We start from the raw sequence: 19,037 nt of genomic DNA, 5'->3' as shown, positions 1-19,037 counted from the left end.
AAAAGGTCCCTTAGCGGGGCCTTTTTTTATATCTGTAATCTCCCCGGGGATAGCGTCCATTTTACTGACTATCCCTCCGCAACCGCAGCACAAACCTGGAGCCGCTTATGCAGTGGGATCTGCCAAACCCATTTATCACCAAAGTGACGGTTGGCGCCGAACATGTGGATGGTCTGAGTCATGCCAACAATGCGGAATATGTGCGTTGGTGTGAGGCTACCGCCTGGGCGCACAGCGCAGCCCTGGGTCTGGATGTCACGAATTATCAGCAGCTTGACCGGGGAATGGCAATTCGTCATGGCGAGTATGACTATATACTGGCGGCCAGAGAGGGGGAGGAATTGCTGTTTGGCACCTGGCTCACTGAGGTGGACGGGCGTCTGAATATGACTCGCCGCTTTCAGGTATTTCGCGCCGCCGATAAGGCATTGGTATTGCGGGCCGAATGGCGGATGGTGTGCATTGAGCTTTCCACTGGCAAGCCAAAACGTATGCCGGCGATCTTCAAGGAAATTTACAGTCCGGCAGTGACTGCCCCGGAGGCTGAAAAAAATGAGTGAAGAGTTTGTATCCCTGACCAATAATTCAGGCGCGCTTAAGGACAAGACCATCTTTATCACTGGTGCCAGTCGCGGCATCGGCCGGGCGATTGCCCTCAAATGCGCGGCGGATGGTGCCAATATCGTGATTGCCGCTAAGTCGGCAGAGCCACATCCCAAGCTTCCGGGAACCATCTTCTCGGTGGCGGAGGAAGTGGAGAAAGCCGGCGGCAATGCCCTGGCCCTGCAGGTGGATGTGCGCGATGAGCAGCGAGTAGAGCAGGCTATGTCGGAGGCTGCCGAAAAATTTGGCGGCATCGACGCTGTGATTAATAATGCGGGCGCGATCAACCTGACCAATGTTGAGTCGACACCACCCAAGCGCTACGACCTGATGCAGAGTATCAATAGTCGCGCGGTGTATCTCACCGCCCACTTGGCGACTCCCTATCTGAAAAAAGCTGACAATGCTCATATTCTCAGCCTGTGCCCACCGCTGAATATCCAGCCCAAGTGGTTGGGGCCCTTCGCTCCTTACGCCCTGTCAAAATTTGGTATGACCATTCTCAGCCTGGGTTTGGCAGAAGAGCTGCGTGAGGCGGGGATCAGCGTGAACACCTTGTGGCCGCGCACACTGGTGGCCACCGCCGCGATTGAATTTGCGGTGGGTAGTCGTGATATGTTTGAGCAGAGCCGCAAGCCCTCGATTATGGCCGATGCGGCCTACGAGATACTGACGACTAAAGATGTCGCCTTGAGCGGTCGCCAGCTAATCGATGAAGAGCTGTTGGCAGAGCGCGGTGTGAAGGATTTCACCGGTTATGCCCACAATCCAGCCAATGCAAACAATTTAACCAAGGATTTATTTCTCGACTGACGCTGGCAGGGGGTATTTGTGAGCAGCGACAGCAAATTATTTAAAGACGCTCTCGGTGAAATGGGAGACGTTAAACCGCTGGCGCAGGAGCGCCGCGTCAATTTGCGCAAGGAGCCGAAGCAATCTGAGTCTATGTTGCGGGAGCGCCGCGCCGCTGCCACGCGCCTGACAGAGCGGGAAATGAACCCCCTATCCGGTGAATATATCGATCTCGTAGAGCCATGGGATCCGTTGGAATTCAAGCGCGATGGTGTGCAAAACGGGGTCTATCGCAATTTGCGCCTGGGCAAATACAGCGTGGATGCGCGCCTGGATTTACATCGCCACTCTGTGGAGATGGCGCGCAGGGCCGTGATGGAATTTATCCGTGATTGCGTTGAAGCGGATGTGCGCTGTGCCCTGATTACCCACGGTAAGGGTGAGGGGCGTAAACAGCCGGCGTTATTGAAAAGCTGTATCAATCACTGGTTGCCGCAGCTGCACGAAGTACTGGCTTTTCACAGTGCCCAACCCCAACACGGGGGCTTGGGAGCGACTTATCTGCTGCTGAGAAAGAGTGAACGCAAGCGGCAGGAGAATCTGGAGATACATCAAAGACGCCGTTAAGGTTCTTTTGTAACTTTTCTGTCACTTATGCAAATTAAGATGCGCCGCTGAGGCTTTCCCCTCAAGAGTGCTTTTTTAGACTCCTAAAGCTCATCTTTTTGATTCTTCTTGATTGTCATTCTGGCGACCCAATGGGTCGCCTTTTTTATAGGGTTGGGCCTGGCGGTAGCTGCGGTCTACTTGTTCAAACTCAATATAGGCACTGCCATCGGTATTGCTGATCATCATCTTGTTACCCACGATAACAATCAAATCAGACTTTCTCAGGGCATTGAGGTAATCGATCTCCAGTTCATCGCTGGGGTGTGCTCCCCCCATGCGCGCAATAGCGGGAATCCGCTCCCAGGTGAAAGCACCGCTGCTAGTGAGAGAAAATCGCCCCAAGTACGGATTGGTGCCACTGTTGCCCCTAACGTAACCAAATTGATCGCATTTGAAAAAGGGTCTATCCCGCCAAAACCTGCTCCAGCTCAGGGTTGAGTCATAAGTGCGTCCGGAGTAATACAAGCTCGATAGCACCCACTCGTGCTCACAGGCAGACCAGGCCGATCGTTGGAGTTGGGGAATTGGGGGATTGGGGGTGCTGCAGCCTGCAAGCACCAGGTTGCATACGATAATACTCAGTAGTAAGTAAAAAGCACGACGTGGCATGATGTCGTTCTCATTGATTTTGCGACATTTAACCTAAAAATTTACAGGTCTTCTGTGGCGGCGTTCAAGGTCCGGCCTTTACGTATTCTATATAGATATCACCGGAGGGGTCACGAAGTATCAAACGATTCCCGCGCGATTTGGTAAATGCCTGGCGAGTGGCGGCAAGGGCACCGAGGTAGGCATGCTCTTGCCGCAGCAAGGGTTCGGGGCCGCCCATCTTGGTAGAGACAAAGCTGGAGGTATCCCAAAGTAACTGCCCGTTATCGGTTACCTGCACCTCTCCCCGATAGGTGTTTATGCCACTCCTCCCCATGACATTGCCTTGGAGATTGCACACAAAGGTAAAGTCCGCAGGCCTCTGGATGTCGACCACCCCACCATTGACGCGCAAGCGTACCAGCTGCCACTTCTTACCACAGACTGCTCCCATACTGCCTGAGGATTGAACAACTTGGGCTTCTTCTATTCGGTTTGTTAGACATCCGCCGACAACTAATAGGGCTCCCAGAAGCCATATTTGTACCAACCTACTCATCGACGAATAACTCCCAAACACAAACCCTTCTCCAGCCCACACCCAAGCCAGCCACTTTTCGGCTTTCACAAAAGCTTAGTTGTTGGCTGCCGTGATGAGACGACAGCAGTGACAAGCTATGCTTGCACTGATGTAAAAAAATAGTATTTGGCCATCGATTAAAGGACGGTCGTCGATATGATCAGGCGCACCAAAATTGTTGCCACCCTGGGTCCAGCTACCGATAAAGAAGAAACACTTCGGCAATTAATCAAGGCCGGTGTGGATATGGTTCGCCTGAATTTCTCTCACGGAAAAATCGATGATCACCGGCGCCGGGCAAAATTTGTCCGTGAAGAAGCCGAGCGTCAGTGCAGACATATTGCCCTGCTGGGAGATTTACAGGGGCCCAAAATTCGTGTCGGAAAATTCACTGATGGGCGTATATATCTGCGCAAAGGTGAAGAATTTATTTTGGACCCTGATTGGGATAAAGAAAGTGGCAGTCCTGAAGGTGTTTGGGTTGATTATGAAGCACTCGCAGAAGACTGTAATGAGGGAGACTGCCTGTTACTGGATGACGGCCGATTGAGTTTGCGCATCAAAAAAATTATTGGTCTGTCATTAAAAACCGAGGTTGAAAATGGTGGCTGGCTATCTGATAGAAAGGGAATAAATAAGCAGGGAGGTGGCCTTACTGCGCCGGCACTGACAGAAAAAGACCATCGGGATATCAAAGTTGCCGCCGAGTTACAGGTAGATTATTTAGCCGTTTCTTTCCCTCGCGATGCTCGCGATATTCACAAAGCGAGAAAGTTACTCAGAGAGGCGGGTGGCACCGCACATATTATTGCCAAAATTGAAAGGGCTGAAGCGGTATCCAATGATGCTCGCCTTGAGAAGCTCATCTTAGCCAGTGATGCCATTATGGTAGCGCGTGGTGATCTTGCCGTGGAGATTGGTGATGCAGAATTAATGGGAGTACAAAAACATTTGATCAGCTATGCCCGTTATCTCAATCGGGTAGTTATTACTGCGACACAAATGATGGAGTCGATGATTTCGAGTCCAGTACCTACTCGAGCAGAAGTCTGCGATGTGGCCAATGCAGTACTGGATGGTACTGATGCGGTAATGTTATCTGCTGAGACAGCGGCAGGCGAATATCCTATTGAAACCGTTAAGCATATGGCTGAAGTTATTCTTGGGGCAGAAAAACACCGTAAAATTTATTCCACGCCGGAAAGCCTTCGCGGCGATTACCCTGCGGGTGATGCGTGTATCGCCATGGCCGCCATGATCATCGCGAATCATTGCCGAGAAATTAAAGCCATTATTTGCCAGACCGAAACTGGAAATACTGCGTTATTGATGTCGAGAGTATGTGCATTAATTCCTATTTACGCTTTTTGTCGGCACCAAAAGTGCTGCAATCGTGTAGCCCTCTACAGCGGCGTTGACCCCGTATTAATGGATGTCTCCAATATGGACGGCCCACTGCGAGATCAAAAAGCAATTTCTTATTTGCTGGATCAGGAACTGCTAATTTCAGGGGACTTCGTGTTGATATCCCGGGGCTATCAACAGGATATTGGTGGTCACACCGATACCCTGCGTATTGTCCGCGTGCCCTGATACAAACGATTAAATTACAAATTCTCACGGTGCAAATAACTTACCCCGCACGAACACATCTAACCAGTACCTTGGTCTCCAATTCCTGCTCAACACAGCGAAACTTCTGACCGTCAAGGGTTAATGACTTTGGGCTTCCCTGGGGCGCGGTTGTCGAACAACCGGCAACTCCTGTCGCCAGGGCCACGGCAAGCAGAATAAGTAGTATTTTCTGCACCGCAGTTACCTCTTTGAGTGGTGTGAGTGACGCATTCCCGAATAACTTGTTTATTCAGGGTAGAGGTAATAGCCGTCATTGAGATGTATAACGCGCCAATTTGTTAAAAGTGGCGACAGTGGTATTGGAGGGAGAAGGCTAATTAAACGGATGGTTGTATTGAGGTTGGCGATTAACTAACCCCGCTGCGTCTTTTGATGGTTTGCTACAGCGGGGTTAGTTACCTAATAAAGCTTGGAGTTAGCGTCTACCGCGATGGTGTCCACCGCGAACACGATAGTGGCCTCTATGGCCCCGGTAGCCGCGATAACCGCCGCGGTGATAACTTCTATAGCCTCGGTGATGGGCCCGGTAGCGGGCGTGGGGTGACCGAGGATAATAGAAACGGTTGTAGTAGGGCATTCCGCGATAGTAATAGCGAGCCCGGTAGCGAGGGTGGCCGCGGAATGATGCGGATCGGTAACTGGCGTAGCCACCACGGTAATAATAGGTATTCACCGGAGTGAAACCAACGGTTTGGTAAACCGGTGTCCTGTAGGAAGTTAAATAGACATTACTCGAAGCGTAATAGTTGGGCGTGGCATAGGGATAAGCGTAGGAGGAGGTGTAAGCGACTTGCCCTCCACTTGGGCCACCGTAACTGGTGTAGGTGGTGTAGTAACCATCGGTGGCACAGGCACCCAGGGCTAGGGCTGTGCACACCGTGGCGGTGAGAATCACCGTTTTTACAGCTCTATTCATAGTGCTTTCTCCGGTAAGTGGAATTTCCCCCCGGAGAGGCCCGGCAGGGGCCAAGCCCCTAGGCGCGCCAACTAGGCGAGCACAGAATCTCAGACTTAGTAAGGTCTTGCGCGCGGCGGTGGATCGACAATTTGATACTGGGTATTTACAACCGCAGGCGGTCTCAGGCGATAAAAGTTGCCGTCCCAGTAGAAGTTACAGTGCTGCATATTGTGACAGGTGCCATCCGGGTGGCAGTGGGCATAGCGGCCACGCAGGTTGTAATACGTCTTGTTGTAATAAGGGCTGTATCCGTAATAACTGGCGGAACAATCGTTGCCTCCGCAGGGATAGCCGGATGTTCCATTACAGGCCGATAGAGCCAGTCCTGCTGCGATGGCGAGCGCACAACCTGAGCCTCGCAGCAATCTAGTGGGCAGCGGTTTCATCAAGACCTCCACACCTATTGGCGGGTAACACTTCTACATTCAGCCTAGCATTTTTGGCGCGTGAATCATCACGGGGCAGAGTAAATGTTCTAGCAAAGCTGAATACCGAGGCAGGTCTGTATTGGTTGATGGAAACTCTTCAGTTTCAATTTGATAGACCCACTTGTTCGGAGTCAAAAAAGGTAAGGTCGGCAGGCGGGTGAAACCACTAAAAATTCGCACATTGTGAGAAAAATGGTTCTCTCGCAATGCGCGAATCAAGCCATGAAGGTTTTTTAACCTAGTGACTGCTGGGCAGGAGGTTGGGGTCTATTGACTCTAAGTAGGCGCCGCTGCTCAGCAACTGCTTTGCCTCTTCAATATCCGGGGCAAAGTAGCGGTCCTTGTCATAGAAAGGTACTCGGGCGCGAAGTTTTGCCTTGGCGGCCTCCAGTTTTTCCGTGGATTTTAACGGCGCGCGGAAATCCAGTCCCTGACAGGCAGCGAGTAGCTCCACCGCCAGGATGCCACAGGTATTGTCGGCCATATCCCGCAGGCGACGGCCAGCAAAGGTGGCCATGGATACATGGTCTTCCTGGTTGGCGGAGGTGGGCAGTGAGTCCACGCAGGCTGGGTGCGCCATGGATTTGTTCTCACTGGCAAGCGCCGCTGAGGTGACCTGGGCGATCATAAAGCCGGAGTTCACCCCGCCATTTTCCACCAGGAAAGGAGGCAGGCCCGATAGGTTGCTGTCTATCAACAGGGCCATGCGACGCTCGGATAGGGAGCCGATTTCTGCCAATGCCAGCGCCAGGTTGTCGGCGACCATAGCAACAGGCTCCGCGTGGAAGTTACCGCCGGAAATAATGTCGGAGTTATCCGGATTTTCCTCGTCGGTAAATACCAGCGGGTTATCGGAAACACCATTTGCCTCGGCTAACAATACTTCGGCAGCGAAGCGCATCTGCTGCAGACAGGCACCCATGACCTGGGGCTGACAGCGCAGGGAGTAGGGGTCCTGTACTTTTTCACAGAACTGGTGGGAATCACCGATCTGGCTGGTTTCACCGAGCAGGTCCCGATAAATTGCCGCTACGTCGCGCTGAGCCTGTTGGCCGCGGGCGTTGTGAATACGATCATCGAAAGGGCGGCGTGAGCCCTTGGCGGCTTCCAGGGTAATGGCACCGGTTACCAGGGCACCGGCGAACAAGTCTTCACTGGCGAACAGGCCGAGCAGGGCAAAGGCGGTAGAAGCCTGGGTGCCGTTTAGCAGGGCGAGGCCTTCTTTGGGAGCTAGGGTAATGGGCTCAAGCCCCGCGGCTTTGAGGCCTTCGTGAGCACTCTTGCGCTCGCCCTTGATAAATACTTCCCCTTCACCGAGAAGTACCACGCTCATATGAGCCAGGGGCGCCAAATCGCCAGAAGCGCCGACAGAACCTTTCTCAGGGATAGCGGGGTATACACCGGCATTGACCAGTTGCATTAAAGCTTCGATAACCTGTGGGCGCACACCGGAGAAGCCGCGCGCGAGCGAATTGATTTTCAACACCATCAGCAGACGCACGGTGGCTTCACTCATAAAGTTGCCGGTACCGGCGGCATGGCTGAGTACGATAGCGCGTTGCAGGTTTTCCAGGTCGTGCTTTTCAATACGGGTGTTGGCCAATAAACCAAAACCGGTATTAATTCCGTAAACCGTGCGCCCTTCGGTAATAACCTGGGCAACAGTGTGGGCAGAGGCTTCAATAGCGGGGTAGGCGCTTTTCGCCAGGGACAGCTGCACCGACTCGCGGGCTACGCGGCGCAGTTGCGCAAGGCTCAATTGACCGGGATCGATTTCCAATTGATACATAAATTCATTCACCAAAAAATATTTACTGCTTAGCAGGCTGTTGAAAAACAGCCTGCGCGGGCGGTGCGAAAGCGCCTGCCGCAAAATCAAGCACTGCAATTGCTTGATTTGAGTGCCCATCTTTGTGGACATGTGCCGCAAAGATGGCTTGAAAAAGTTGCTTGTTGGCTTTTTCAACACCCTGTGAGGCGCCGGCGGCGCAGCCCGATAAAAATTATTCGGGCTGTAAAAGATTTCCGCCGGCGGTATTTTTATTGCGGTAAAAAATCAGTCGTTCAGCATGGGCAGGTCCAAGCCCTGCTCTTTTGCACATTTTTTTGCGATCTCGTAACCGGCATCGGCGTGGCGCATTACGCCGGTGGCGGGATCATTCCAGAGAACCCGTTCGATACGTTTGCGCGCAGCTTCGGTACCGTCACAGACAATGACCACACCAGAGTGCTGGGAGAAGCCCATGCCTACGCCACCACCGTGATGCAGGGATACCCAGGTAGCGCCGGAGGCAGTGTTCAGCAGGGCATTCATCAGCGGCCAGTCGGAGACAGCGTCGGAACCATCTATCATGGCTTCAGTTTCGCGGTTGGGGCTGGCTACAGAGCCGCTGTCGAGGTGGTCGCGGCCGATCACTACCGGTGCTTCCAATTCACCGTTGGCTACCATTTCGTTAAATGCCAGTGCCAGACGCGCGCGATCTTTCAGGCCCACCCAGCAGATACGTGCGGGCAGTCCCTGGAAGTGAATCCGCTCGCGGGCCATATCGAGCCAGTTGTGCAGCTGCGGATTGTCGGGAATCAGTTCCTTAACCTTGGCATCGGTCTTGTAGATATCTTCCGGGTTGCCGGACAGGGCCGCCCATCGGAAAGGACCGACACCTTCGCAGAACAGCGGACGAATATAAGCGGGTACAAAGCCGGGGAAATCGAAGGCATTTTCCACACCTTCCTCGAGAGCCATCTGACGAATATTGTTGCCGTAGTCGAGGGTTGCGGCGCCGCGCTTTTGCAGCTCCAGCATGGCTTCAACCTGAACCGCCATAGACTGTTTGGCTGCCTTTACTACTGCGGCTTCATCTTTCTTGCGCATCTCCGCAGCGTATTCCATAGTCCAGCCCTGGGGCAGGTAGCCATTTAAAGGATCGTGAGCGGAAGTCTGGTCGGTAACCGAATCTGGCAGAATATTTCGCTTTACAATTTCCGGGAAAATATCTGCTGCGTTGCCCAGCAGGCCAACGGAAATGGCTTCGCCTTTTTCCATCGCGGCTTCAATCATTTGCAGGGCTTCGTCGAGGCTGGTGGCTTTTTTGTCTACATAGCCAGTGCGCAGACGGAAATCGATACGGGTTTCGTCGCACTCTACTGCGATCATGCTGAAACCGGCCATGGTCGCCGCCAGTGGCTGAGCGCCACCCATGCCGCCGAGGCCACCGGTAAGAATCCATTTGCCTTTCGCTTCGCCATTAAAGTGTTTGCGTGCGACGGCGGCAAAGGTTTCATAGGTGCCCTGGACGATGCCTTGGGAGCCGATATAAATCCAAGAGCCGGCAGTCATCTGGCCGTACATGGCCAGGCCTTTTTTATCCAGCTCGTTAAAGTGTTCCCAGTTGGCCCAGTGGGGTACCAGGTTGGAGTTGGCAATTAATACCCGGGGTGCATCGGCGTGGGTTTTAAAGACTCCGACAGGCTTGCCGGACTGCACCAGCAGAGTTTCGTCGTCTTCCAGGCGCTTCAGCACCTCGACAATCTTGTCGTAGCACTCCCAATCCCGCGCGGCGCGGCCGATACCACCGTACACCACCAGGTCCTCCGGGCGTTCAGCTACCTCGGCGTCCAGGTTGTTCATCAACATGCGCAGGGGAGCTTCGGTGAGCCAGCTTTTGGCATTGAGCTCACTGCCGCGAGGCGCGCGGATTTTGCGGCTGGGATCGTGGCGTTTGTCGGTAGACATAGCTTCCTCGTCAATTTTTCTCGTAAAAAAATTCACACGTCCCGGATTTGATTGTTTCTTTTCCCAGGGCGCGCGGGATAAATCAATAACTAGAATCTCAGTTGTGCACCGAGGCGGTATCGATTGCCAGGGTGAACCAGGCGCGCGAAGCTCACGGTGCCGGCACTGCATTTAGTGCGTCGCCAAACCTGGAGGCACGCATCTCCGGGGGCAATTTCTAGTGCGTGGGCGATAGCGGCTTCCGCAGCTATGGCCTCGACGGTTGTATCGGCCTCGGTCAGCGGTGCGACTTTGGAAAGATAGGCGTTGGGGGTGGTGTGGGCGAAGTCTTGGTCCAGGTAATCTGGAGCCAAGGCTGGATTGGTAAATCGTTCTTCCCACTGCACCGGTAAACCGTTGTCACAGTGCACAATAATGGAGTGAAACACTTTTGCCTGTTCGGGCACTTCCAATGCCAGGGCTACATCGGCGCTGGCGACACAGGGTTGAGCTAACAGAATGCGGTTACTGTAACTGTGCCCCCGGGCCGAGATCTCGTCGGCGATATTGCGCACTTCCAACAGTGAGCTGGCGGGCACCGGCTCGGCGACAAAAGTACCCAGCCCCTGGGAGCGCATCAGAACGCGCTCATCGGTTAACTCGGTGAGTGCCCGCCTTGCGGTCATCCGGCTCACACTGAATTGCTGTGCCAGTTGGTTCTCCGAGGGCACCTGGGAATGAATTGGCCACTCGCCAGACTCAATTTGTTGGCGGATATGGCGCTTGATGGCCGCGTATCGGGGTTCACTTGCAGTATTCATAGACTCAGGTACAGTGCTTCCGTGGCTTGTATATTGTTGTATATACAAGGATAGTTACGACTACTATGGTTTCCCTGCTGCGGGCTGTCAAGTCGAAGAGGGGAGCTGTATCCTGCCCGTTACTGGTTTGTCGGTCATCGGGCCGAGCATCTATGGTTTAAAAGGAAAAGCGTGCCGCTAAAAGCTTATGTCAGAACGCTGTGATTTGCTGATTACCAATTTGAATGCCGCCACAATGGACCCATCCATTGCCGGTGGTTACGGTGTTATCGAGGATGCTGCAATTGCGGTAACCAAAGGTCGGATCGTATGGATTGGTCCCCGCCGGGATCTGCCCGAGTGCACCCCAGACCGCATTGTTGATGGCGAAGGTCAATGGGCAACTCCGGGCCTGATCGATTGCCACACGCATCTCGTATATGGAGGCCATCGCGCGGGGGAGTTTGCCCGTCGCCTGGGGGGAGAGAGTTATGAAGAAGTGGCTCGCTCTGGCGGGGGTATTATTTCTACCGTGCGGGCGACACGGGGTGCGAGTGCCGAGAACCTGTATAAGTTGGCTGAGCCCCGTCTGCACGCGCTGATGGCCGAAGGCGTTACAACCGTGGAAATTAAATCCGGTTATGGCCTGGATCTGGATACTGAACTAAAGCAATTGCGCACCGCGAGACGTCTGGCGCAACACAACTCAGTGGAAATAGTAACGACCTGTCTGGCAGCACACGCTCTGCCACCGGAATACGACGGTCGTGCCGATGAATATATCGATCTTATCTGCGAGCAGATATTGCCCGCTGTAGCCCGCGAGCAATTGGCCGATGCCGTGGATATGTTTTGCGAGACGATTGGGTTTACTGTCGATCAGTGCCAGAGAGTTATCGATGCAGCGAAAAAACTGGACCTGCCAGTAAAAGTGCACGCCGAGCAGCTGGCGCGTACAGGGGCCACTGAAATGGCGGCAAAGTCCGGGGCATTATCGGTAGATCATATTGAATACATCAGCGATGCGGATGTCCGGGCCATGGCGGAAAGCGGCACCGTGGCCGTCCTCCTGCCGGGTGCTTTCTATACGCTGCACGAAACCCAGGTTCCGCCCATTGAAAAATTACGCGAGGCGGGGGTTTGTATGGCATTGGCTACAGACCTTAATCCCGGGAGTTGTCCAATCGCTTCCCTACGTTTGATGATGAATATGGGTTGTCAGCTGTTTGGCTTAACTCCGGCAGAAGCTCTCGCAGGTGTTACCCGTGCAGCCGCTCGGGCATTGGGTTTGTGCTGTTCTCGCGGTGTACTGCGCGAGGGGCTGCGAGCAGATATTGTTCTTTGGCCGATGGATACCCCGGATCAGCTCGCTTATGAAGTTGGCGCTTTAAAGCCTGCAAGAATTTTCCTGGAGGGGCGCGATGTTACAGCTTGCTGATATGCAACTGAGAATCGGGTAAGTTGATTCTTAGGGTGGATGTATATCGGAAATAAGGATAAGTTGGTGCTAAATGAGCAACAATATTATCAACAATTTTTATAAGGTTTTTGCGCCCATTATTATCTGAGAATTGGAATGTTGATCTCTATTTAGTATCTATCGAGGGCTTTATTTTTAGTTCATGAGTGCCGCTTTGTATTTACAATGGGCGACACTTTTTGATACTGCTAACCAATGTCACAGCGTTGGCTGATAAATAGGGCATACTTATAAACTGTAAGCCTCTTTAGATTTACAATCGGAATAAATAAACGGTCCCCTCTTAACATTAATGATCAGGGGGCTGTAACCGATAAATAAGTAATAAGGCTTTTTGTATACCTTACATTTTCACAGGAAGTGCATCTTGCCTTTGCAATATCTCTATATCAGTTAATGCACACTAAATTCATTACTCTAAAGCTAGGAGCTCTTGAAAATGAGTAATTCCAGTCTTTCAGGAGCAGTGGTGCTCCCGCAAGAAAATCCTCGTATTTTGGCCTTTGATCTGACCCGAGGCATTGCCGTACTGTTTATGATTGCTATTCACGTCTTATATCATTATGGACGAACAGACGTGGCAGACAGTGCTATTGGTGTTGCTATCCAGGTATCTGCGGGAACTCCGGCAGCTTCAGTGTTTATGCTGATTATGGGTATTTTCATTGGCTATAGTTCGAAGCCGAGTCTGAAACAGGATTTGTTTCGTGCTGCTGGTCTTTTTGCAATAGGGTATTTACTTAATTTCGCCCGTGGCACAGTGCCTATGTGGCTTTCTTTACAGTTTGGCCTTGTGACACAAGAGCAACTGGGAGAATACACACCGCTGAGTGAATTTCTTATGGTAGATATTTTCCAGTTTGCTGGCCTTGCGCTTGCTATTTGTGCACTAGTCAGGCACTTCTTGCCTCATCCTATATACTGGCTCGCTGCGGCAGCTATCGTAGCATTCGGCTCCTCACTCGTCTGGGATATCGGCAGTAACTCCGTTGTTATTGACGAAATTTTACAGTTGTTTTTTGGCAATAAGCGCGAAGGGGTAATGTTCCCGTTATTTTCCTGGCTTGCCTATCCCCTCGCAGGCATGGCAGTTGGCTACTGGTTTAAAAATACAAAAAATATAGATGCATTGTTCTCACGCAGCATATGGATTGGCTTAGCCCTAATGAGCATAGGTGGCCTTCTAATCATGTTGAATACGCAATACTTTTTTGCCGAAAACATGAGAGGTGGCCCAGGTCTAATTATTCTGCTTATTGGCTATACTTTCCTTTGGCTTTGGATTAGTAATTTCCTCTTAAACAAAGTAAAGAACAGAAAGCTCATTGACGTAATGGTGTTTTGGGGTAAAAACATAACTCCGTTCTATATTGCTCAGTGGTTGATAATTGGATGGGGATTAATGTTAGTTGGTTCCCAGCAGCTTGGTATGGCCAGTACATTAACAGCAATGTTTATCGTACTCCTGCTTTCTCATGTCGGGACTCGAGCTTGGGTTAATTTCCGTTCCCACAAAGGGAAAGCTATGGAGCAGCCTACAGCGTCTGCGGTATAGTACCGACATGCAACACGTGCTGTTGAAAAATGCGGCACGTTAGTGTTATAGAAGCGTAACTTAAATGCTTCTTTTCCGTGACATATTTTAAGGTACTTGCAGAGGGCATTGCTTGATCGTCTACTTCCAAAAGTATCGGCAGCTCTCGCGTTGGGGCTTTACAGTTCCCACAGCCCACTGTGCGAAGGTTTGCGCGCGCATATTGCGCACGGCCAATGGATATTCCGGTTCAACTTGCCTACAAAGTGGGGGCTTGAAGCCAATAAAGATCTTCCTCGGAGGTATTGATGTTACAACTTGCTGATATGCAGTTATGGAGTGGTCGCACCGACTCTGAGGATGGACGTGCAGGTGAGCGCTGGCACCAGCGGATTTCTCCTTTGCAATTGGATGACCCTCCCGGCCTGACTGTTCTCGGCTTCGCTTCTGATGAGGGTGTGCGTCGAAATAAAGGGCGAATTGGCGCGGCCAAGGGACCGAGAATATTACGTTTGGCCATGGCGAATTTGCCGGCAACTTTTGATGCGCCCTTATACGATGCGGGTAACGTCAGGGTCGAACGGGAAGACTTGGAGTCTGCCCAATCGCTATTGGGTGCCCGTATCAATGAGTTGCTCGGTGCCGGTCACTTTCCTCTGGTATTGGGAGGCGGCCATGAAATTGCTTTTGGCAGTTATCAGGGGATTGCCCGCTGGATGCGCGAGCATCACCGCGAGAGCAGCCTGGGTATTATCAATTTTGATGCGCATTTGGATTTACGCACTCCTGCGCCAAAGGGGTCATCGGGCACGCCATTTTTCCAGATTGCGGAGCAGTGCAGGATAAATGGTCGCGAATTTAATTATCTCTGTGTAGGTGCGGCGGATAACGCCAACACACCTGCTCTCTACCAGAGAGCTGATGAGCTGGGTGCCCAGGTTATTCGGGATCGTGAAATCAGTAGTTGGAATCTGAATACGGTTCAGGCGCGAATCCGCGACTTTATTGAGAAGGTGGATTTTGTCTATCTGACGGTATGTCTGGATGTATTGCCGGCGGCAGTAATGCCAGCGGTGAGTGCCCCCTCTGGCAGGGGGGTTTCCATGGAGTTTTTGGAAGTCTTGCTGGATACCGTTTTGGAATCCAATAAAGTTTGTTTGGCGGATGTCGCTGAATTTAATCCTTATTTCGATATTGAGGATCATGGTGCGCGTACCGCGGCCCGCCTGGGATTTCAAATTGCAAATCGTGCGGCCAGAAAAATCCCCTGAGTATTTTTAATAATACAGCGCGGCCACTATGGCTTTGGAGGTCGCGTTAACTTCAGTATTAGAAACCACTATTTTAATCTTTATCTACAGCCGTAAGTGACTGGCAGAAAGCTCCGCTTTTGTAGTTGATATGATCAAAGATCTTGAAATTAATCACTTAAAAACCCTGGAAATACTATTCAGGGTTGAAAGTATCTCCCTTGCCGCAGAGCATCTGCAGGTTTCGCAGCAAGCTGTCAGTTTGCAGCTGAAGAAGATTAGAAAAATAGTTGGGGATGATCTATTTGTGCGCACTGGGCATGGGATGGCTCCCACCAGTTATGCAAAATTTATAGAGCCACAGATTCGACAGGTGCTGACGTTACTCAGTGAGATTCCTGCCCCCGGCTCTCTTGATTCAAGCCAGACTTCCCGAACTCTGGTGATTTCTGCAACAGATTACGCGCAAAAAGTGGTTGTTGCCGAGTTGATCCAAAGGGTCAGGCAATATGCGCCGAAAGTGAAATTTATTGTCACTAATATTGAAAGCGTCTCGCTCACCCAGAAAATGCATCAGGGAGAAATTGACTTAGCTTTCACATCAGCGGGGTATGTGCCTGATGGAATTAATACACAGGTGCTCTTTAATGAGCGTTATGTCTGTGTATCGGCTAATCCTATGTATAGTTTAGATGAGTTGGTCCCTATTGATCAGTTGATGCAATCTGATTTTGTGATTACATCGCCAGGGGTTGGAGGCTTGCGCGGTTCAGCCGATCGTTGGCTAGAGGGGCAAGATCTAAAAAGAGAGATTGTTGCTTCGGCACCCTCTTTTTATATAGCCCAGGAGTTCTTGAAAAGGACGGATACCCTGGCCTTTATTCCCTCTAGGTTGATGCCTTGTGAGGGCTTGGTGGAAATTACCTTGGACAAGTATCCACCTGGCTACGAAGTTGTAGCCGCCTTTCATCCCCGAGTGGAAAATGATCCATTGGTAAGTTGGATTCTCAATGATCTGCACCAACGGTTTTCTAAGTCAATGGCTTCCTGATTGTATCCGTAACAAGCTTTACTCCATAGCTTTGGCAAAGCTGCCTTTCTACTATGATTTTTTCAAAAGCTAGAAAGCGTACAGGTCTGTTATGAGTATTCTGAATATTAATCCTTCTTCACTTTATGATGGCAGTTCTTCCTGCCTATCCCACGCCCGAGTCGATACCAAAACAGGCTTGGTATTTGTATCGGGTCAGGTGGATTGGGATAGTAATTGTGAAGTTAAAAACAAAGGGGTTGGTGCTCAGGCGGAAAGCGCCATGCAAAACTTATTGACAGTATTGGATGAGGCCGGATCGTCGGTAGAGAACCTTTTGCAGTTACGTATCTATGTGCGTGGAGAAGTTAGTGAGCATCTGGGGGAAATAGTCCCTGTGCTATCTAAATATTTGGGTATTACTCGCCCGGCAATCACGGGAGTGGGAGTCACATCCCTGGCGTCGCCAGAGACATTGATAGAAATTGAGGCAGTGGCTAAAACGCTGCTTTAGGTACCTGAATAAAAAAGCCCCGCATTGCAGGGCTTTTAAGTTTTACTTGAGGTGTTCCCTAAGCTCGGAGCCCGCTTGATCAAGTGCATCCTGCACTGCGGGTACGTCACTCAGGGCATTTAGTAGGCCGTAGTCGTGAATCATGCCGTTATAGCGAACAGCGGTTACGGTCACACCAGCTTCGTTAAGTTTGCGGGCGTAAGCTTCGCCTTCATCTCTCAGCACATCCATCTCAGCAGTCTGCACCAGAGCGGGAGGCAAGCCGACCAACTGGGATTTGCTTGCGCGCAGAGGTGAAGCATAGATCTCGTTGCGCTGTTTGGGGTCGGTAGTGTAGTTATCCCAGAACCACTTCATCATATCCCGTGTCAGGAAGTGGTCCTGGGCGAACTGCTTGTAAGAAGCGTTGTTGAAGTTGGCATCGGTAACCGGCCAGAGCAGCAGTTGGAATTGCAGATCCGGTGTTCCTTTCTCTTTCGCCATCAAGGCAACCACGGCTGCCATATTGCCACCGACACTGTTACCGGCCACGGCAAGACGGGAACCGTCGACCCCGATCTTTTCGCCATTCTCCGCGACCCACTGGGTAGCCGCATAAGCCTGGTTAATTGCAGTCGGGTACTTGGCCTCTGGAGATGGGGTGTAATCCACATATACCGCAGCGGCGCCGGAGCGTTGAACCAGGTCGCGGATCAAGCGTTCGTGGGTTGGGTAGTCACCCAAGACCCAGCCTCCGCCGTGGAAATACATAAAGGCGGGAATCTGGCCCCGGGTGTTTTTCGGTTTAACGATAGTCAGTTCCAGCTTTTCTCCATTAACCGTAATGGTTTTCTTGCTGACTTCAGCGGGCGGCAATTGCGCACCCTCTTGGGCTCCGACCAGGACGGCGCGGGCATCTTTTGGTGATAGTTGCTCAATGGGTTTGCCGCCACCTTGTGCCAGAGCTTGAAGGAACCCCTGGGTATTTTGCTCAACACCAGGGGAAATAGAAGCAGATGCAGAAGTCATACCTAGAGCAAAGAAAAGGGGTAGTGCCAGCTTGGAAACTTTTAAGCCATTCATAACGGATACCTTCAATTCTCTACCGGTTGCTTAAGAAGATATGTGCAGGCGCACATCAACATTGCCTCGGGTTGCATTGGAATAAGGGCAAACTTCATCGTGAGCGGTGTTGGCAATTTTTTCTGCCGTCGCTTGATCCAGACCAGGAAGATCGATATAGAGGTCAATATCCAGACCAAACCCCTTACCCTGGGGACCGATTCCAACTTCAGCGCGCACAGTGGTTTCTTCCGGGACTTTTACTTTCTCTTTACCGGCGACAAACTTAAGAGCGCCAATAAAGCAGGCAGAGTAACCCGCAGCAAACAGTTGCTCTGGGTTGGTGCCATCGCCACCGGGGCCGCCAAGCTCTTTGGGAATACTGAGCTTGACGCTTAACTTTCCATCTGATGATTGAGCTTCGCCATCACGGCCGCCATTTGCGGTTGCTACTGCGGTGTAAACTGTTTGCATTAACCTGTCCTCATTGATGTGTGTTTGTCTGTCAGAAGCCGCCTGGAATGGAGTCCAGTCCTTTTCCCGCTGGATTTATTGAGCTGGGGGTAGTAGTCCGGATTTCTAAGTCAGCTTCTAAACAGCGCGTCAGCTTGGACGCCAGATAAAGTTATTGCGATAACTGTTATTGCGATAATTAAATGTCGCTATAAGGACGATAGCTATAACAAATGGAGTCAAAGCGGGGGCCCCGCTAATGGCGGGGCGATAAAAGAGGGGAAGATTAGGGGTTCGCTAAATATTGGCGAAGCGTCTCTATTTGCGTCTTTAGCGCCCGTGCAGACTGAGGATTCAAGCCACAGGCATTCAGCACTTGAGTGGGAATTGAAGCAGCTTCTTTTTGCATCGACCTACCGGCATCAGTCAGCTCGATAATGACTCGACGCTCATCCTCCGGGTCTCGGTGGCGGTTGATCAGCTTTTGATTCTCCAGTCGTTTGATAACTGGCGTTAGGGCACCTTTATCCTGGCCAAGCCGCAGACTCAGCTCCGTAGCGGTGATTCCATCGTCTTCCCAGAGCACCAGCATCATCAAGTACTGGGGGTAGGTTATTCCCAGTGTCTCCAATAGAGGCTTGTACATCTTGCTCATTGCCAGGGAGGCAGAATAAAGGCTGAAGCAAAGTTGGTTATCGAGTTTTTGGTCTTCGTTTATGGACTTGGCCATAGGCACACCCTACTTACCGGTGGCAGTTTTGCGCCAGTGTAGCGCAAGTATGGACTTACCACGCTCCTTCATTGTTCCAGAACCGACACATACTGCCAATCGAGAGCAGCGAAACTTTTTGTAAGGTTTTATTTGAAGCCGGTACAGTAATTTTCATAGACGATGGAGTGGCCGGTGGAATTACGGGATCAATTATTTCAACAAGCGACTACGGAATATACCGAAGGGGTTTCCCGGCTG

The 19,037-nt window shown here is 51.5% G+C and carries 21 protein-coding genes (1 of these 21 cut by a window edge); 10 read left to right on the top strand and 11 right to left on the bottom strand.

Annotated elements, in window-relative coordinates; genetic code table 11:
* The first annotated feature begins 107 nt into the window (after nucleotides 1-107).
* The 3 genes from ACG1BZ_RS22355 to smrA are packed head-to-tail and all read left to right on the top strand — an operon-like array spanning nucleotide 108 to nucleotide 2,022.
* Complete coding sequence (locus ACG1BZ_RS22355; protein WP_282930773.1) at nucleotides 108-560, top strand: acyl-CoA thioesterase; 453 nt, start codon at nucleotides 108-110, stop codon at nucleotides 558-560.
* On the top strand, nucleotides 553-1,416 hold the full coding sequence (locus tag ACG1BZ_RS22350; RefSeq protein ID WP_413663750.1) for an SDR family oxidoreductase: 864 nt from the start codon (nucleotides 553-555) through the stop codon (nucleotides 1,414-1,416). Before ACG1BZ_RS22355 ends, ACG1BZ_RS22350 begins: the two co-directional genes overlap by 8 nt.
* A 60-nt stretch (nucleotides 1,417-1,476) precedes the next feature.
* The gene (gene smrA / locus ACG1BZ_RS22345; RefSeq protein ID WP_413665898.1) at nucleotides 1,477-2,022 is read left to right on the top strand and encodes a DNA endonuclease SmrA; all 546 of its coding nucleotides are present in this window, start codon (nucleotides 1,477-1,479) and stop codon (nucleotides 2,020-2,022) included.
* Between the two features lie 90 nt (nucleotides 2,023-2,112).
* On the opposite strand, the gene ACG1BZ_RS22340 is transcribed toward smrA, so the two are convergent.
* Both ACG1BZ_RS22340 and ACG1BZ_RS22335 read right to left on the bottom strand, forming a co-directional pair.
* Complete coding sequence (locus ACG1BZ_RS22340; RefSeq protein ID WP_282930776.1) at nucleotides 2,113-2,673, bottom strand: META domain-containing protein; 561 nt, start codon at nucleotides 2,671-2,673, stop codon at nucleotides 2,113-2,115.
* 64 nt (nucleotides 2,674-2,737) lie between these two features.
* A complete protein-coding gene (locus tag ACG1BZ_RS22335) occupies nucleotides 2,738-3,211 on the bottom strand; it encodes an META domain-containing protein (RefSeq protein WP_413663749.1) in 474 nt (157 codons plus the stop codon).
* A gap of 177 nt (nucleotides 3,212-3,388) precedes the next feature.
* Here ACG1BZ_RS22335 and pyk point away from each other — a divergent pair, with 177 nt between their 5' ends.
* Nucleotides 3,389-4,825 carry a pyruvate kinase gene (gene pyk / locus ACG1BZ_RS22330; RefSeq protein WP_413663748.1) on the top strand — a complete coding sequence of 479 codons (1,437 nt, stop codon included), beginning with the start codon at nucleotides 3,389-3,391 and terminating at the stop codon, nucleotides 4,823-4,825.
* Between the two features lie 40 nt (nucleotides 4,826-4,865).
* On the opposite strand, the gene ACG1BZ_RS22325 is transcribed toward pyk, so the two are convergent.
* The 6 genes from ACG1BZ_RS22325 to hutC form a co-directional block, all read right to left on the bottom strand.
* Nucleotides 4,866-5,042: a hypothetical protein gene (locus ACG1BZ_RS22325; RefSeq protein WP_413663747.1), complete on the bottom strand. Its 177-nt coding sequence runs from the start codon at nucleotides 5,040-5,042 to the stop codon at nucleotides 4,866-4,868.
* Nucleotides 5,043-5,282: 240 nt separating this feature from the next.
* Entirely contained in the window at nucleotides 5,283-5,783 is a 501-nt protein-coding gene (locus ACG1BZ_RS22320; RefSeq protein WP_282930780.1) for a hypothetical protein, read from the bottom strand.
* Between the two features lie 95 nt (nucleotides 5,784-5,878).
* The gene (locus ACG1BZ_RS22315; protein ID WP_282930781.1) at nucleotides 5,879-6,211 is read right to left on the bottom strand and encodes a hypothetical protein; all 333 of its coding nucleotides are present in this window, start codon (nucleotides 6,209-6,211) and stop codon (nucleotides 5,879-5,881) included.
* A gap of 280 nt (nucleotides 6,212-6,491) precedes the next feature.
* Nucleotides 6,492-8,042, bottom strand: coding sequence for a histidine ammonia-lyase (gene hutH, locus ACG1BZ_RS22310; RefSeq protein WP_413663746.1), 1,551 nt, complete (start codon nucleotides 8,040-8,042; stop codon nucleotides 6,492-6,494).
* 267 nt (nucleotides 8,043-8,309) lie between these two features.
* Entirely contained in the window at nucleotides 8,310-9,986 is a 1,677-nt protein-coding gene (gene hutU / locus ACG1BZ_RS22305) for a urocanate hydratase (RefSeq protein WP_413663745.1), read from the bottom strand.
* An 89-nt stretch (nucleotides 9,987-10,075) separates the two neighbouring features.
* Complete coding sequence (gene hutC, locus ACG1BZ_RS22300) at nucleotides 10,076-10,786, bottom strand: histidine utilization repressor (RefSeq protein WP_282930784.1); 711 nt, start codon at nucleotides 10,784-10,786, stop codon at nucleotides 10,076-10,078.
* A gap of 187 nt (nucleotides 10,787-10,973) precedes the next feature.
* Between hutC and hutI the strand changes: the two genes are divergently transcribed.
* From hutI to ACG1BZ_RS22275, 5 genes are all read left to right on the top strand, one after another.
* Nucleotides 10,974-12,203 carry an imidazolonepropionase gene (hutI, locus tag ACG1BZ_RS22295; RefSeq protein ID WP_413663744.1) on the top strand — a complete coding sequence of 410 codons (1,230 nt, stop codon included), beginning with the start codon at nucleotides 10,974-10,976 and terminating at the stop codon, nucleotides 12,201-12,203.
* A gap of 481 nt (nucleotides 12,204-12,684) precedes the next feature.
* Complete coding sequence (locus ACG1BZ_RS22290; protein WP_413663743.1) at nucleotides 12,685-13,800, top strand: heparan-alpha-glucosaminide N-acetyltransferase domain-containing protein; 1,116 nt, start codon at nucleotides 12,685-12,687, stop codon at nucleotides 13,798-13,800.
* A gap of 287 nt (nucleotides 13,801-14,087) precedes the next feature.
* The gene (gene hutG, locus ACG1BZ_RS22285; RefSeq protein ID WP_413663742.1) at nucleotides 14,088-15,050 is read left to right on the top strand and encodes a formimidoylglutamase; all 963 of its coding nucleotides are present in this window, start codon (nucleotides 14,088-14,090) and stop codon (nucleotides 15,048-15,050) included.
* A 130-nt stretch (nucleotides 15,051-15,180) separates the two neighbouring features.
* Nucleotides 15,181-16,080 (top strand): LysR family transcriptional regulator, encoded by a 900-nt coding sequence (locus tag ACG1BZ_RS22280; protein WP_413663741.1) that lies wholly within the window; start codon nucleotides 15,181-15,183, stop codon nucleotides 16,078-16,080.
* Between the two features lie 91 nt (nucleotides 16,081-16,171).
* Complete coding sequence (locus ACG1BZ_RS22275) at nucleotides 16,172-16,573, top strand: RidA family protein (RefSeq protein WP_413663740.1); 402 nt, start codon at nucleotides 16,172-16,174, stop codon at nucleotides 16,571-16,573.
* Between the two features lie 42 nt (nucleotides 16,574-16,615).
* On the opposite strand, the gene ACG1BZ_RS22270 is transcribed toward ACG1BZ_RS22275, so the two are convergent.
* The 3 genes from ACG1BZ_RS22270 to ACG1BZ_RS22260 form a co-directional block, all read right to left on the bottom strand.
* On the bottom strand, nucleotides 16,616-17,635 hold the full coding sequence (locus ACG1BZ_RS22270) for an alpha/beta hydrolase (protein WP_413663739.1): 1,020 nt from the start codon (nucleotides 17,633-17,635) through the stop codon (nucleotides 16,616-16,618).
* 30 nt (nucleotides 17,636-17,665) lie between these two features.
* Complete coding sequence (locus ACG1BZ_RS22265; protein WP_413663738.1) at nucleotides 17,666-18,088, bottom strand: organic hydroperoxide resistance protein; 423 nt, start codon at nucleotides 18,086-18,088, stop codon at nucleotides 17,666-17,668.
* Nucleotides 18,089-18,353: 265 nt separating this feature from the next.
* On the bottom strand, nucleotides 18,354-18,797 hold the full coding sequence (locus ACG1BZ_RS22260; RefSeq protein ID WP_413663737.1) for a MarR family winged helix-turn-helix transcriptional regulator: 444 nt from the start codon (nucleotides 18,795-18,797) through the stop codon (nucleotides 18,354-18,356).
* A gap of 174 nt (nucleotides 18,798-18,971) precedes the next feature.
* Between ACG1BZ_RS22260 and ACG1BZ_RS22255 the strand changes: the two genes are divergently transcribed.
* On the top strand, nucleotides 18,972-19,037 hold the beginning of the coding sequence (locus ACG1BZ_RS22255; RefSeq protein WP_413663736.1) for an RNA polymerase sigma factor. Its footprint extends 438 nt past the window's final position; the window shows 66 of its 504 coding nt (coding positions 1-66); the start codon lies at nucleotides 18,972-18,974; its stop codon lies off the right edge, out of view.

The organism is Microbulbifer sp. CNSA002, from assembly GCF_047324085.1.
Classification (GTDB): domain Bacteria; phylum Pseudomonadota; class Gammaproteobacteria; order Pseudomonadales; family Cellvibrionaceae; genus Microbulbifer.
Note: the sequence above shows the minus strand (reverse complement) of the source record. Positions and strands in the feature narration are given on the sequence as shown.

What these genes read in the sequence shown, in the direction of transcription:
- ACG1BZ_RS22355 (WP_282930773.1), top strand. Translation starts at nt 108, where the DNA reads ATGCAGTGGGATCTGCCAAACCCATTTATCACCAAAGTGACGGTTGGC.
- ACG1BZ_RS22350 (WP_413663750.1), top strand. Translation starts at nt 553, where the DNA reads ATGAGTGAAGAGTTTGTATCCCTGACCAATAATTCAGGCGCGCTTAAG.
- smrA (WP_413665898.1), top strand. Translation starts at nt 1,477, where the DNA reads ATGGGAGACGTTAAACCGCTGGCGCAGGAGCGCCGCGTCAATTTGCGC.
- ACG1BZ_RS22340 (WP_282930776.1), bottom strand. Translation starts at nt 2,673, where the DNA reads ATGCCACGTCGTGCTTTTTACTTACTACTGAGTATTATCGTATGCAAC.
- ACG1BZ_RS22335 (WP_413663749.1), bottom strand. Translation starts at nt 3,211, where the DNA reads ATGAGTAGGTTGGTACAAATATGGCTTCTGGGAGCCCTATTAGTTGTC.
- pyk (WP_413663748.1), top strand. Translation starts at nt 3,389, where the DNA reads ATGATCAGGCGCACCAAAATTGTTGCCACCCTGGGTCCAGCTACCGAT.
- ACG1BZ_RS22320 (WP_282930780.1), bottom strand. Translation starts at nt 5,783, where the DNA reads ATGAATAGAGCTGTAAAAACGGTGATTCTCACCGCCACGGTGTGCACA.
- ACG1BZ_RS22315 (WP_282930781.1), bottom strand. Translation starts at nt 6,211, where the DNA reads ATGAAACCGCTGCCCACTAGATTGCTGCGAGGCTCAGGTTGTGCGCTC.
- hutH (WP_413663746.1), bottom strand. Translation starts at nt 8,042, where the DNA reads ATGTATCAATTGGAAATCGATCCCGGTCAATTGAGCCTTGCGCAACTG.
- hutU (WP_413663745.1), bottom strand. Translation starts at nt 9,986, where the DNA reads ATGTCTACCGACAAACGCCACGATCCCAGCCGCAAAATCCGCGCGCCT.
- hutC (WP_282930784.1), bottom strand. Translation starts at nt 10,786, where the DNA reads ATGAATACTGCAAGTGAACCCCGATACGCGGCCATCAAGCGCCATATC.
- hutI (WP_413663744.1), top strand. Translation starts at nt 10,974, where the DNA reads ATGTCAGAACGCTGTGATTTGCTGATTACCAATTTGAATGCCGCCACA.
- ACG1BZ_RS22290 (WP_413663743.1), top strand. Translation starts at nt 12,685, where the DNA reads ATGAGTAATTCCAGTCTTTCAGGAGCAGTGGTGCTCCCGCAAGAAAAT.
- hutG (WP_413663742.1), top strand. Translation starts at nt 14,088, where the DNA reads ATGTTACAACTTGCTGATATGCAGTTATGGAGTGGTCGCACCGACTCT.
- ACG1BZ_RS22280 (WP_413663741.1), top strand. Translation starts at nt 15,181, where the DNA reads ATGATCAAAGATCTTGAAATTAATCACTTAAAAACCCTGGAAATACTA.
- ACG1BZ_RS22275 (WP_413663740.1), top strand. Translation starts at nt 16,172, where the DNA reads ATGAGTATTCTGAATATTAATCCTTCTTCACTTTATGATGGCAGTTCT.
- ACG1BZ_RS22270 (WP_413663739.1), bottom strand. Translation starts at nt 17,635, where the DNA reads ATGAATGGCTTAAAAGTTTCCAAGCTGGCACTACCCCTTTTCTTTGCT.
- ACG1BZ_RS22265 (WP_413663738.1), bottom strand. Translation starts at nt 18,088, where the DNA reads ATGCAAACAGTTTACACCGCAGTAGCAACCGCAAATGGCGGCCGTGAT.
- ACG1BZ_RS22260 (WP_413663737.1), bottom strand. Translation starts at nt 18,797, where the DNA reads ATGGCCAAGTCCATAAACGAAGACCAAAAACTCGATAACCAACTTTGC.